The 13,336-nt window shown below is 63.5% G+C and carries 14 protein-coding genes; 3 read left to right on the top strand and 11 right to left on the bottom strand.

Translation table 11 applies throughout. From position 1 onward, the window contains the following. Positions 1-3: 3 nt before the first annotated feature. The 9 genes from era to rpoE form a co-directional block, all read right to left on the bottom strand. On the bottom strand, positions 4-906 hold the full coding sequence (gene era / locus OEJ36_RS24115) for a GTPase Era (RefSeq protein WP_021221235.1): 903 nt from the start codon (positions 904-906) through the stop codon (positions 4-6). Beyond that, positions 899-1,588, bottom strand: coding sequence for a ribonuclease III (gene rnc, locus OEJ36_RS24110; RefSeq protein ID WP_031288390.1), 690 nt, complete (start codon positions 1,586-1,588; stop codon positions 899-901). Before rnc ends, era begins: the two co-directional genes overlap by 8 nt. Beyond that, a complete protein-coding gene (locus OEJ36_RS24105) occupies positions 1,585-1,962 on the bottom strand; it encodes a DUF4845 domain-containing protein (protein WP_263403668.1) in 378 nt (125 codons plus the stop codon). Before OEJ36_RS24105 ends, rnc begins: the two co-directional genes overlap by 4 nt. Positions 1,963-2,072: 110 nt before the next feature. Continuing rightward, positions 2,073-2,927 (bottom strand): signal peptidase I, encoded by an 855-nt coding sequence (gene lepB / locus OEJ36_RS24100; RefSeq protein ID WP_021221238.1) that lies wholly within the window; start codon positions 2,925-2,927, stop codon positions 2,073-2,075. A 5-nt stretch (positions 2,928-2,932) separates the two neighbouring features. Continuing rightward, the gene (lepA, locus tag OEJ36_RS24095) at positions 2,933-4,732 is read right to left on the bottom strand and encodes a translation elongation factor 4 (RefSeq protein WP_021221239.1); all 1,800 of its coding nucleotides are present in this window, start codon (positions 4,730-4,732) and stop codon (positions 2,933-2,935) included. Positions 4,733-4,883: 151 nt separating this feature from the next. Continuing rightward, entirely contained in the window at positions 4,884-6,311 is a 1,428-nt protein-coding gene (locus OEJ36_RS24090) for a DegQ family serine endoprotease (protein ID WP_037022080.1), read from the bottom strand. A 212-nt stretch (positions 6,312-6,523) separates the two neighbouring features. Next, complete coding sequence (locus OEJ36_RS24085; RefSeq protein WP_263403667.1) at positions 6,524-7,486, bottom strand: MucB/RseB C-terminal domain-containing protein; 963 nt, start codon at positions 7,484-7,486, stop codon at positions 6,524-6,526. Positions 7,487-7,494: 8 nt separating this feature from the next. Beyond that, on the bottom strand, positions 7,495-8,085 hold the full coding sequence (locus OEJ36_RS24080) for a sigma-E factor negative regulatory protein (protein WP_021221242.1): 591 nt from the start codon (positions 8,083-8,085) through the stop codon (positions 7,495-7,497). A gap of 31 nt (positions 8,086-8,116) precedes the next feature. Further along, the gene (gene rpoE / locus OEJ36_RS24075) at positions 8,117-8,698 is read right to left on the bottom strand and encodes an RNA polymerase sigma factor RpoE (protein WP_021221243.1); all 582 of its coding nucleotides are present in this window, start codon (positions 8,696-8,698) and stop codon (positions 8,117-8,119) included. Positions 8,699-9,070: 372 nt separating this feature from the next. Between rpoE and nadB the strand changes: the two genes are divergently transcribed. Continuing rightward, positions 9,071-10,687, top strand: a complete 1,617-nt coding sequence (gene nadB, locus OEJ36_RS24070; RefSeq protein ID WP_263403666.1) for an L-aspartate oxidase — start codon at positions 9,071-9,073, stop codon at positions 10,685-10,687. Here nadB and OEJ36_RS24065 read toward each other — a convergent pair. Together OEJ36_RS24065 and OEJ36_RS24060 are read right to left on the bottom strand one after the other, a co-directional pair. Then, the gene (locus OEJ36_RS24065) at positions 10,656-11,108 is read right to left on the bottom strand and encodes a protein YgfX (protein ID WP_263403665.1); all 453 of its coding nucleotides are present in this window, start codon (positions 11,106-11,108) and stop codon (positions 10,656-10,658) included. The two genes, nadB and OEJ36_RS24065, sit on opposite strands and share 32 nt — an antisense overlap. Then, positions 11,092-11,346, bottom strand: coding sequence for a succinate dehydrogenase assembly factor 2 (locus OEJ36_RS24060; protein ID WP_021221246.1), 255 nt, complete (start codon positions 11,344-11,346; stop codon positions 11,092-11,094). Before OEJ36_RS24060 ends, OEJ36_RS24065 begins: the two co-directional genes overlap by 17 nt. 120 nt (positions 11,347-11,466) lie before the next feature. On the opposite strand from OEJ36_RS24060, the gene OEJ36_RS24055 reads away from it, so the two are divergent. Beyond that, on the top strand, positions 11,467-12,408 hold the full coding sequence (locus tag OEJ36_RS24055) for a YgfZ/GcvT domain-containing protein (RefSeq protein ID WP_263403664.1): 942 nt from the start codon (positions 11,467-11,469) through the stop codon (positions 12,406-12,408). Between the two features lie 38 nt (positions 12,409-12,446). Beyond that, positions 12,447-13,283, top strand: coding sequence for an HDOD domain-containing protein (locus OEJ36_RS24050; protein WP_263403663.1), 837 nt, complete (start codon positions 12,447-12,449; stop codon positions 13,281-13,283). Positions 13,284-13,336: the final 53 nt, after the last annotated feature.

Here is a 13,336-nt window from a genome sequence, read left to right as displayed (position 1 = left end):
CGGTTACTGGTCGTTGTAGCCCAGGGAACGCAGGGCGCGCTCGTCGTCCGACCAGCCACCCTTCACCTTGACCCAGAGGTTGAGCATGACCTTGGAGTCGAACAGCACTTCCATGTCCTTGCGGGCTTCCTGGCCGATACGCTTGATGCGCTCGCCACCGTCGCCAATGATGATCTTCTTCTGCCCGTCGCGCTCCACCAGGATCAATGCATGGATATGGAGGATGCGGCCTTCCTGCTTGAACTCCTCGATCTCGACGGTGATCTGGTAGGGAAGTTCGGCACCGAGCTGGCGCATGATCTTCTCGCGCACCAGCTCGGCGGCGAGGAAGCGGCTGCTGCGGTCGGTGATCTGGTCTTCCGGGAAGAAGTGCTCGCCCTCGGGCAGGCGCTCGGCGACCAGGCGCTCCAGGGTGTCGAGGTTGTGCCCCTGCTGGGCGGAGATCGGCACCACTTCGGCCTTGGGCAGCTGCTCCTGGAGCCAGGCCAGGTGCGGCATCAGGTCGGCCTTGTCGTCCAGGCGGTCGGTCTTGTTGATGGCCAGGATCACCGGGCCCTGAACGTATTGGACGCGCTCGAGCACCAGTTGGTCCTCGTCGGTCCAGCGGTTGCGGTCGACCACGAAAATCACCACGTCGACGTCCTTGAGGGCGGCCGAGGCGGTCTTGTTCATGTAGCGATTGAGCGCTTTCTCGTTGTTCTTGTGCAGGCCGGGGGTGTCGACATAGACGGCCTGGACATCACCCTCGGTCTTGATGCCGAGCATGTTGTGGCGGGTGGTCTGCGGCTTGCGCGAGGTGATCGCCAGCTTCTGCCCGAGGATGTGGTTGAGCAGCGTCGATTTGCCCACATTGGGGCGGCCGACGATGGCGACATAGCCACAGCGCTGGGTATTGGTATCAGTCATGGCCGTTCTCCACGCCCAAAGCCACCAGTGCTGCTGCCGCCGCCACCTGTTCGGCGATGCGTCGGCTGGCACCCTGGCCACGGGTCTTGTCATTCAGCAGGGCGATCTCGCACTCGACGAAGAAGGTGCGGCAATGGGGTTCGCCCTGGATATCCACCACTTCATAGCGGGGCAGTTCGCAGGCCCGCGACTGGAGGAATTCCTGCAGGCGGGTTTTCGGGTCCTTGTTGGTGTCGACCAGGGTCAGGCCTTCCAGCTCGTTGTGCAGCCAGGCGAGGACGCGCTCACGGGCGCGCTCCATGCCGGCATCGAGGTAGATGGCACCGATCAGCGCTTCCAGCGCATCGGCCAGGATCGACTCGCGACGGAAACCGCCGCTTTTCAGCTCGCCGGAGCCCAGGCGCAGGTACTCGCCCAACTCGAAGCCACGGGCCAGCAGGGCCAGGGTTTCACCCTTGACCAGGCGGGCACGCAGGCGTGAAAGCTGACCTTCGCGGGCCTGGGGGAAACGCTCGTAGAGCGCCTCGCCGGCAACGAAGTTGAGAATGGCATCACCGAGGAACTCCAGGCGCTCGTTATTGCGCCCGGCGAAACTGCGGTGGGTCAGGGCCAGGGTCATCAGACCCTGGTCCTGGAAGGTGTGACCGAGCTGACGCTCGAGGCGGCTAAGGGATACGCTCACGGGACCCGCACACGGAATTCTTTGTCGAAGTGCACCACCAGATCGAGGTTACCAATCAGCGGCTCGCGTTTTTCGTACTTCAGCGCAACATGGAAGTCATTATTCTCGACCCGGACCTGAAGAGCCTTGCTCAGATCGATGTCGCGGATACTGTTGACCTGCATCCCCCTGTTCAAGTGGCTGATGAAATCAGCTGGGGTGGAGATGCCCTGAGCTTTCTCGTTTTCCACCGCCTTGATCATTTTCTCAAGTGCGTAGTAATCCATATAGTGCGGGATGAACTTGAAGGCCGTACTGGCCAGGAACGCAACGACGGCCAGGGCAATCAGCCAGCCCAGTATCGACAAGCCCCTCTGCGAGTGCGCAAACGTCATGATGACCTCAATGTCAGTGTAGTTGTGTGGGCCGGATGGCCCCCTGCAAGACTATATATAGCGGGCGGCGCTGCATTGAACAGCGCCGCAAAAGCGAAAGTCGGGGGCCGTCAGTGAATGAGGCCCACGCGGGAGAAGTTCGGCAGGTTGTTCATCTTCGGGTCCGGCCAGCTCATCCATACGGCGAACGCCTTGCCGACGATGTTGCGATCCGGAACCATGCCGAGCAGGTCCTTGGGAATGTTCGGGTCGTTCCAGTAGCGACTGTCGTTCGAGTTGTCGCGGTTGTCGCCCATCATGAAGTAATGCCCTTGCGGCACCACCCACTCCTTGCCCGGCTCCATGCGGTAGCGCTTCATTTCCTTGCGGATGAGGTGCTCGGCGGCGCCCAGCTTCTCCTCGTACAGACGGGAGCTTCCCAGGGTGCCCGGCTCGTCGCCGATCAGTTTCTCGGCTACCTGCTCGCCGTTGACCGTCAGGCGCTTGTCGCTGCTGTAGGCGATGCGATCACCCGGCAGGCCGATCACGCGCTTGATGTAGTTGATGTTCGGGTCGCTGGGGTAGCGGAACACCATGACATCACCGCGCTGCGGGTCACCGACCTCGATCACCTTGCTGTCCACCACCGGCAGGCGAATGCCATAGGCGAACTTGTTGACCAAGATAAAATCGCCCACTTCCAGGGTCGGTTTCATCGAGCCGGAGGGAATCTGGAAGGGCTCGACCAGGAACGACCGCAGCACCAGCACGATGGCCAGCACCGGGAAGAAAGACTTGCCGTATTCCACCAGCAAGGGCTCCTTGTCGAGCTTTTCCACCACCTCGGGGTCGGGCTCGCCGACTTGCCCCTCGTAGGCGGCAATCGCAGAGCGCCGGCGCGGAGCCAGCAGAACCAGATCGATGAGCGCGAGTACGCCGCAGACAGCCACGGCGATAACCAACAAGAGCGGGAAATTGATCGACATAGACCCTAGCTATCCACTTTGAGCACTGCGAGGAAGGCTTCCTGTGGAATTTCCACACTGCCGACCTGCTTCATCCTTTTCTTACCGGCCTTCTGCTTCTCCAGCAGCTTCTTCTTACGGCTGACGTCGCCGCCGTAGCATTTGGCCAGAACGTTCTTCCTGAGCGCCTTTACGGTAGTACGTGCAACGATCTGACCACCGATCGCCGCCTGGATCGCCACGTCGAACATCTGCCGTGGGATCAGTTCCTTCATCTTCTCGGTCAACGCACGGCCTTTGTAGTGGGCCTGGTCACGGTGCACGATCAGCGCCAGCGCGTCGACCTTCTCGCCGTTGATCAACACGTCCAGCTTGACCAGGTTGGCCGACTGGAAGCGGTCGAAGCTGTAGTCCAGCGACGCGTAGCCGCGGCTCACCGACTTCAGGCGGTCGAAGAAATCGAGCACCACTTCGTTCATCGGCAGGTCGTAGCAAACCTGAACCTGGCTGCTGAGGAATTGCATGTCACGCTGTACGCCACGCTTCTCGATGCACAGGGTGATGACGTTGCCCAGGTGCTCCTGGGGCACGAGGATATTGGCGCGCACGATGGGTTCGCGCATTTCCTCGACGAGCGAGAGGTCGGGCAGCTTGGACGGGTTGTCGACGTAGATCGTCTCACCGGTCTTCAGCACCACCTCGAAGATTACCGTCGGCGCGGTGGTGATCAGGTCCAGGTCGTATTCGCGCTCCAGGCGCTCCTGGATGATCTCCATGTGCAGCATGCCGAGGAAGCCGATGCGGAAGCCGAAGCCCAGGGCTTCGGAGCTTTCCGGCTCGTACTGCAGCGCGGCATCGTTCAGGGTCAGTTTCTGCAGCGCTTCGCGGAAGTCCTCGAAGTCGTCGGAACTGACCGGGAACAGGCCGGCATAGACCTGCGGCTTGATGCGCTGGAAGCCCGGCAGCACGTCGACGTCCGGGGTGTTGGAGAGGGTCAGGGTGTCACCGACCGGGGCACCGAGGATGTCCTTGATGCCGGCGATGATGAAGCCCACTTCGCCGGCCTTGAGATCAGCCATTTCGGTGTGCTTGGGGGTGAATACACCGACGCTGTCCACCTGGTGGAGCTTGCCGGTGGACTTGACCAGGATCTTGTCGCCCTTCTTCACCCGGCCGTGCTTGACCCGTACCAGGGAGACCACACCCAGGTAGTTGTCGAACCAGGAGTCGATGATCAGCGCCTGCAGCGGCGCCTCGATCTCGCCTTCGGGCGCGGGAATGACCTTGACCAGTTGCTCGAGCACGTCGATCACGCCCATGCCGCTCTTGGCGCTGCAGGGCACGGCGTCCGTGGCGTCGATGCCGATGATGTGCTCGATCTCTTCCTTGACCCGCTCCGGCTCGGCCTGGGGCAGGTCCATCTTGTTCAGCACGGGCATGACTTCCAGGCCCTGCTCGATGGCGGTGTAGCAGTTGGCGACCGATTGCGCCTCGACACCCTGGCCGGCATCCACCACCAGCAGCGCACCTTCGCAGGCGGCCAGCGAGCGGCTGACTTCATAGGTGAAGTCGACGTGCCCGGGGGTATCGATGAAGTTCAGCTGGTAGGTCTTACCGTCCTGCGACTTGTAGTGCAGGGTGACGCTATGGGCCTTGATGGTGATGCCGCGTTCACGTTCCAGGTCCATGGAGTCCAGGACCTGGGCCTCCATCTCGCGGTCGGACAGGCCGCCACACATCTGGATGAAGCGGTCGGCCAGGGTCGACTTGCCATGGTCGATGTGGGCGATGATCGAAAAATTGCGGATATGACTCAGGTCACTCACAGGGTCGACACTCGAAAAAAGCCGCAAGCCGGTTGCTTGCCGAAAAATAGCCGGGGAGTTTACCTGATAGGCGACTCAGGCGTCACGCCCGCATGGCGGAGCGCGGGCATGAAAAAGGGCGACCCTGGTCGCCCTTTTTCAGTGCATCGGATTATTCCGAAAGCTTGAAGGTGATGAAGCTGGCGCGTCCCTGGCGCAACACGCGCATGGACACGGAACGATTCTTCGGCAGTTCCTTGGCCACCTTGGCGAAGGTCTGCACCGAATCGATGGACTGGTTGTTCAGGTGGCTGATCACATCACCCGGGCGCAGGCCCATGAGGGCTGCCGGGCCATCCTGAACTTCCTTGATCACCACACCGCCCTTGATGTCGAGGCTCTTCTTCTGCTCGTTGGACAGCTCGGCGACCAGTACGCCCAGGCGATTGCTGCTGCGCTCGGCACCCTGCGGAGCACCGGTGGAGGTGACTTCCTCACCGTCTTCCGGCAGCGAGCCGATGGTCAGCGACAGGTTCTTGCGGGAGCCTTCGCGAACGACATCGAGGTCGATCTTGCTGCCGGGCTTGAGAGCCCCGACCAGATGTGGCAGGTCGGCGGACATGACGATCGGCTGGCCGTTCATGCTGAGGATCACGTCACCGACCTGCAGGCCACCCTTGGCTGCGGGACCATCGTCCAGCACCTGGGCCACGAGAGCACCGGCCGGCTTGTCGAGACCGAAGGATTCGGCCAGGTCCTTGTTCACTTCCTGGATCACCACACCGAGCCAGCCACGGCTGACCTTGCCTTCGGCCTTGAGCTGGTCGGCCACGCTCATGGCGACGTCGATCGGGATGGCGAAGGACAGGCCCATGAAGCCGCCGGAGCGGGTGAAGATCTGCGAGTTGATACCCACCACCTCGCCATCCAGATTGAACAGCGGGCCGCCGGAGTTACCCGGGTTGATGGCCACGTCGGTCTGGATGAAGGGCACGTAGTTCTCGTTCGGCAGGCTGCGCCCCTTGGCGCTGACGATGCCGGCGGTCACCGAATGGTCGAAGCCGAAGGGCGAGCCAATGGCCAGCACCCAGCTGCCGACCTTCAGCGCGTCGGACTTGCCGAGCTTGACGATGGGGAGATCCTTGCCTTCGACCTTGAGCAGAGCCACGTCGGTACGCGCATCGGCACCGATCAGCTTGGCTTCCAGCTCGCTGCGGTCGGACAGGCGCACGATGATTTCATCGGCATCCGCCACCACATGGTTGTTGGTCAGGACGTAGCCATCCTTGGAGATGATGAAGCCCGAACCCAGGGACTGCGCCTCGCGCTGGCGACCGCCCCCCGGGCTGCGCGGAACCTGCGGCATGCTACGCTCGAAGAACTCACGGAGCATGGGCGGCAGGCCTTCCAGATCGGGCATCGCCTGGTTACCGGCGACCGCACGCGAGGGCAGCTTCTGCCGGGTACTGATGTTGACGACCGCCGGGGAGGCCTCCTCCACCAGCGGCGTGAAGTCGGGCAATTCGGCATGCGCGACAAAGGTTTGACCGAGCAGCAGCACCGCCGCGAACGCGGACAGGCAGGATTTCATGCTTAGCATCGACATACAGCTCCCGTCATGAAACGAGGAATGTGAACCCGGCGCGGGCCGACCGGCCTGGCGGGCAAACGCAATTCGGGCCGGGGGTCGCCCCCAGCCCGAGATAACACAATAGGAATTCTTCTGCTGGAACCGTCGCCGAGGAACGATCAGCCCACGACGCCCAGCGGGTCGCCGTGGTCATGGCCGCTCCGCCCACGGCATCGCTCAATTCACTGAGCTGCCTGGGGGGATGCGGTTCCAGCCGTACGCATAGACAACGCGATACGCTCGGCAGTTCCCACGGGGATCTCACCCACCACAGTGACCATCACGTCACCGTCGCTGGTGCCGAGCCGGCGGGACACGGCCACGGTCGGGCCGAGCTCGACGCGAACGTCTTCCACCGGTGCACCATGCAAGGGCTCGAGGAAGACCGAGAAGCGCGCCAGGCCGTCGCCATAGAGCAGGCAGGCCACTGGATCGGCCGATACGGGGCTCTGCCGCTGGATGGCGCTGGTGAGGGTGAAGCCCTCGGGCAGCCAGTCGGAGCGCCAGTTGTTAGCCAGGGTCTTCGGCGCCTCAGCGAAGCGCACAGGCTTGCAATCCTGCCCTGCCTGAAGCACGGCATCACCCGGAACCTGGGATGTATCGATCTGGGTGAACTGGAAACGCTCCAGCAGCATGCCCTTCTCATTGAGCAGCAGCGACTTGAGCGGCAGGCCGGTCTCCCGGTCCAGGTGCAACTCGAAGCCATAGCGATGCTGATCACGAGGATTGAGCGACAGAACGATTGCCTGTCGCCCCGCAACCCGCGATTCGCCCACCACGCTCATGTCATAGGACTTGGCGATCTGGGCGGCATCGAGGTCGCGGACCGGCCAGACCTGGCCATCGTCCATCTGGTCGGAAAGCGCGCCACTCACGCATTCGGTGCGTCCATCCACGCGGAGGATTTCCTGGGCGGGGCCATCGAGCTGCTGAAGCCTTTCACGCACCTTGCCGGCGGCATCGACGCGATGCCAGACCTGATGGGTGGAAAAGCTGCCACTTCGCTCGTAGACGAAAGTGCCCTGGAAATTCTGCCGCTGTTCGGCATCAGCGAGTCGCTTCAGCCAATCCTGCGCATCGGCGGCGTGGGCGGCCTGAGCCAGCCATCCGCCGCCGAGCAGTACGAAGAGTGGAAATGCGCGCATGTTTCTCCTTAGCGGCTTTCCAGACTGGCAGCACGTGCGTAGGGCAGCGCACTGTCGGTCCCACTCATGGCAGCCTGCTGCGCATGCTGGCGCAGGTACGCCGGCAGACGCTGGTCATGCCAGCCGGACGTCGCTTGCGCGGCACCGGACAGCGGCGGACGCACGCCTTGCGAATCGGTGCTGTAGCCGGCCAGGACGGTGCCCTGGCTCGCCTGCGGTGCACTGATCACCGGCTGCGATGCGCCTTGCTGGGCCAGTTGCTGCGTGCCCACCTCGTCCTGGTTGTACATGCGCACACCTGCCAGCACGGCCAGGGTCACCGAAGCGGCGACGGCCAGGCGGCCAAGGTTGCGCCAGGGACCGCGAACGGGCTGAGCGGGCAACGCTTCATCGGCCAGCGCGGCGGAAACCGCAGCGGCGATGTCGAGGCGCGGCTCGATCAGTTCCTTGTGCATCACGGCACGGGCGATCTGGTAACGGGACCAGGTGGAACGCAGCTCCTCATCGCCGCTGGAAGCGAGCACACGCCGCAACTCCAGTTCATCCGCTTCGTTATCCATCACCGCGGACAGCGATTCCTGCAGGGCTTCACGACTCATGGCGATTCCTCTCTTAGCTGTCGCCGCTGTCTCAGGATTCCTGCAACAAAGGTTGCAGGGCTTTATCGATAGCTTCTCGCGCCCTGAAAATACGCGAGCGAACCGTACCAACCGGACATTGCATGACGCTGGCGATGTCCTCGTAACTCAGACCATCGAATTCACGTAAAGTCAGCGCAGTACGCAAATCTTCCGGCAATTGCTGAATGGTCCGATGGACGGTGCCTTCGATCTCATCCCGCAGCAATGCTCGTTCCGGTGATTCGTTGTCCTTGAGGGCATGATCGCCGTCATAGAACTCCGCATCCTCGGCACTTACATCGCTATCCGGTGGGCGCCGACCGCGCGCCACCAGATGGTTCTTCGCCGTGTTGATGGCGATGCGGTACAGCCATGTATAGAAAGCGCTGTCACCGCGAAAATTACCAAGTGCGCGATAGGCCTTGATGAAGGCCTCCTGAGCAACATCCTGAGCTTCCTGGGCGTCGTGGACGAATCGCACGATCAGCCCCAGTATCTTGTGCTGATACTTCAGCACCAGAAGATCGAAAGCTCGTTTGTCGCCTCGCTGCACCCGTTCGACCAGTTGCTGATCCTGTTCCTGGGTTAGCATGGACACTCCTCGTTGGAGCTCGAGGGGCGTTGCGCCAGCCAGTGGATCGGCTTGCCAAAATAGACTCGGGCGTTGCGCAAAAGTTCTCCCCTCCAAGCAAGCTTCCTACAAGACTGTTTCCGTCTTGCACGGAATCGCGCAGCAAGGCACTGGCCACTGCTGCGCGGATAATTTTTCGCCTGATTTGCCGCTGCCTGGAGCACAGGAAGCGCTCCGCGGCACAACTCAGCAAGCATGTCATCTCATGTGCGACGGAAGTAAGAAACCATGAGGACTAAGAAAGTTCCCAGGATTCTCTACCGGACATAAGCCCGCTATTGTGCCGCCCACCCCCTCTATATACTAGTGGCCGCATTTTCGCGGGAACCCGACATGAGCCAACACTTTCAGCACGACGTCCTGGTGATCGGCAGCGGTGCGGCCGGCCTCACTTTGGCGCTGACGTTACCCGCGCACCTGCGCATCGCCGTCCTGAGTAAAGGTGACCTTTCCAACGGGTCAACCTATTGGGCCCAGGGCGGTGTCGCGGCGGTTCTGGACGACACCGACACGGTGGACTCCCATGTCGAGGACACCCTCGTCGCCGGCGCCGGGCTGTGCCGCGAAGACGCCGTGCGCTTCACCGTGGAGAACAGCCGCCAGGCCATCCAGTGGCTGATCGACCAGGGCGTGCCCTTCACCCGCGACGACGAACATGACCGCGAGGACGGTGGCTTCGAATTCCACCTCACCCGCGAAGGCGGCCACAGCCACCGGCGCATCATCCATGCCGCCGACGCCACCGGTGCCGCCATCTTCAATACCCTGCTGGCACAGGCCCGCCAGCGCCCGAACATCGAGCTGCTGGAACAGCGCGTCGCCGTCGACCTGATCACCGAGCGCAAGCTCGGCCTGGATGGCCACCGCTGCCTCGGCGCCTACGTGCTCAACCGCGCCAGCGGCGAAGTCGACACCTACGGCGCGCGCTTCACCGCCCTCGCCTCCGGCGGCGCGGCCAAGGTCTACCTCTATACCAGCAACCCCGACGGCGCCTGTGGCGACGGCATCGCCATGGCCTGGCGCGCCGGCTGCCGGGTGGGCAACCTCGAGTTCAACCAGTTCCACCCCACCTGCCTCTATCACCCGCAGGCCAAGAGCTTCCTCATCACCGAAGCCGTACGCGGCGAAGGCGGCCTGCTCAAGCTGCCCAACGGCGAACGCTTCATGCAGCGCTTCGACCCGCGCGCCGAACTGGCCCCGCGCGACATCGTCGCCCGCGCCATCGACCACGAGATGAAGCGTCTGGGCATCGACTGCGTCTACCTGGACATCAGCCACAAGCCCGCCGAGTTCGTCAAAAACCACTTCCCCACCGTCTACGAGCGCTGCCTGGACTTCGGCATCGACATCACCCGCCAGCCCATCCCGGTGGTGCCGGCGGCGCACTACACCTGCGGTGGTGTGGTGGTGGACAAGCACGGCCACACCGACATCCCCGGCCTCTACGCCATCGGTGAAACCAGCTTCACCGGCCTGCACGGCGCCAACCGCATGGCCAGCAACTCGCTGCTGGAATGCTTCGTCTACGCCCGCGCCGCCGCCCAAGACATGCTCGCCCAGCTCGACGCCATCCCCCTGCCCGCCAGCCTGCCGGCCTGGGACGCCAGCCAGGTCACCGACTCGGACGAGGACGTGATCATTGCGCACAACTGGGACGAACTGCGGCGATTCATGTGGGACTACGTCGGCATCGTGCGCACCAACAAGCGCCTGCAGCGCGCCCAGCACCGGGTGCGCCTGCTGCTCAGCGAGATCGACGAGTTCTACAGCAACTACAAGGTCAGCCGCGACCTGATCGAGCTGCGCAACCTGGCCCAGGTCGCCGAGCTGATGATCGAATCGGCCATGCAGCGCCGCGAGAGCCGTGGCCTGCACTACACGCTCGACTACCCCGAGCAGCTGGCCGAAGCCCGCGACACTATCCTGGCGCCATCCATCTATGGCGATTGAAACGCAGGTGCATACGCAAGCGCCTGTGGCTCTCGCCATCCAGTGAATCGGCGGGGATGCACAATCCCCGCCCGATCAACGCCCCTTCGCAGCGATAGACCAGCAGCACCGCCATCGGCAGCGCCAGGCTGTCGGGGCTCAGGTGCACGGGAAACCATTCGCCGTCGTGGCGTCGCAACCGCCAGCCATCGGCGTCCAAGCGCAGGCCACGCACGGAAGAGGAGCGGGCCAGCAGCACCTGGCGCGGCAGCACCCAGGCGGCATGGGCCAGGCAGGCGAGAACGCCCAGCAACCGCGCCCACACGGGCAGGTCAGCGCAGGCCACGGCCATCAGGGCCAGGGAAAACAGGGACAAGTAGAGCACCAGCAGGCGCCGCGACGGGCGCCAGTGGCATTCGAAGGCGCTACTTCGGCTGGACACGATCCAGGATCATTTTCACGATGTAGCGCAGGTCGGCGTCTTCCGGCTCGCCGCGCTGCATGAACCAGCCGAACATGTCCTGGTCTTCGCATTCGAGCAGCTTGCGGAAGCGCGCCTGATCCTCCTCGCCGAGGCTCGGGTAGACCTCCCGGACGAAAGGTACCAGCAGCACATCGAGTTCCAGCATGCCACGGCGGCTGTGCCAGAAGAGTCGGTTCAGTTCAGTTGCGTCGGCCATCAGAGCGCCTCCAGGAATGAGGGCGGCAGTATAACGGCCCGAGCGGCATGCGGCACCCGCTGACAACGGGGATGCCGGGCTCTATCATGACGCTCCGGACCTCAATTCCTGCGATATCCAATGGCCGACTCAGCATTCTTCTGCCCGCTCACCCACGAAGGCCTGCTCGCCGTCCGTGGCGTGGACGCCGCCAAGTTCCTCCAGGGCCAGGTCACCTGCAACCTCGCCTACCTCGACGACAAGACCGCCAGCCTCGGCGCCCGCTGCACCCCCAAGGGCCGCATGGTGTCCAGCTTCCGCATCCTTTCCGAAGGCGACGGCTACCTGCTGGCGCTCGATGCCGCCCTGCTGGATGCACAACTGGCCGACCTGAAAAAGTACGCCGTGTTCTCCAAGTCCACCCTCGGTGATGAAAGCAGCGACTGGGTGCGCTTCGGCCTCGCCGGTGGTGACGCCGTGCTGCAAGGCCTGGGCCTGGAGCTGCCGCCGGAAGCCGACAGCCTGGCCCGTGCCAATGGTCTGATCGCCCTGCGCCTGTCCGATGGCCGCAGCGAACTCTGGGCACCGCGTGGCCAGGCCGACACCCTGCACGCACGCCTCGCCGCCGACCTGCCCGAGGCGCCGCTGGATGCCTGGCTGCTCGGCCAGGTCCGCGCCGGCATCGGCCAGGTCTTCGCCGCCACCCGCGAGCTGTTCATCCCGCAGATGATCAACCTCCAGGCGGTCGGTGGCGTCAGCTTCAAGAAGGGCTGCTACACCGGGCAGGAAATCGTCGCCCGCATGCAGTACCTGGGCAAACTCAAGCGTCGCCTGCAGCGCCTCGCCCTGCCCGTCGGGGAACGCCCGGAGCCGGGCGCCGAACTCTTCTCCCCGGTGCACCAGAGCAGCGTCGGCGAAGTGGTGCTGGCTGCCCCGGCAGAAAACGGATTCGAATTGCTCGCCGTGCTCCAGGAAGATGCGGTGAATGACGGACGGATCCACCTGGGCGCGGCCGATGGCCCCGCCCTGACTCTGCTGAACCTGCCTTACGTACTGGATGCCGACCGCGAGATTCAGCGCTAGACAGCACCGACCCGTCCCCTTTTTCCAAGAGAGCATCCATGAGCAAACTCGCAGAACGCGTCCAGCAAGAACTGATCAGCGCCATCGACAACGACGAGCTGGTCCTGCCGACCCTCCCCGAGGTCGCCCTCAAGGTGCGCGAAGCCGCCGAGGACCCGGACGTCAGCATCCCCGCCCTGTCGAAGGTGATCGGCAACGATGCCGCCCTCACCGCGCGTATCATCAAGGTGGTCAACAGCCCGCTGCTGCGCACCAACAAGGAAATCACCGACCTGCAGATGGCCATCAGCCGCCTGGGGATCAACTACACCTGCAACCTGGCCACCGGCCTGGCCATGGAGCAGATGTTCCAGGCCACTTCCGACGTGGTCGACCGCAAGATGCGCGAAGTGTGGAACAAGAGCACCGAGATCGCCGGCATCTGCCACGTACTCTGCCGCCACTACACCCGCCTCGCCCCGGACCAGGCGACCCTGGCCGGCCTGGTGCACCAGATCGGCGTGCTGCCGATCCTCACCTACGCCGAAGAGCACTACGAGCTGCTGGCCGACTCCATCAGCCTCAACCACGTGATCGAGCGCATCCACCCGGTCATCGGCGACCGCATCCTGCGCGCCTGGGAATTCCCCGAGCCGATCGCCCAGGTGCCGAGCCAGTTCCTCGACTTCACCCGCAACTCGCCCAAGGTCGACTACGTCGATATCGTCCAGGTCGCCACCCTGCAGAGCTACCTGGGCAGCGAGCACCCCTACACCCAACTGGACTGGAGCCAGATCCCGGCATTCGCCAAGCTGGGCCTCGACCCGCAGGTGGACATGCAGGCCGACGAAGACCTCTCCGCCGCCATGGAAGCGGCCATGGGCATGCTGCAGTAACGCCAGCGCACCCCGCTCCAACCTTGGGCTCCGGGCATTCCGGAGCCCAAGAG

It is taken from the genome of Pseudomonas sp. PDM13 (genome assembly GCF_025685765.1).
Taxonomy (GTDB): domain Bacteria; phylum Pseudomonadota; class Gammaproteobacteria; order Pseudomonadales; family Pseudomonadaceae; genus Metapseudomonas; species Metapseudomonas solani.
Note: the sequence above shows the minus strand (reverse complement) of the source record. Positions and strands in the feature narration are given on the sequence as shown.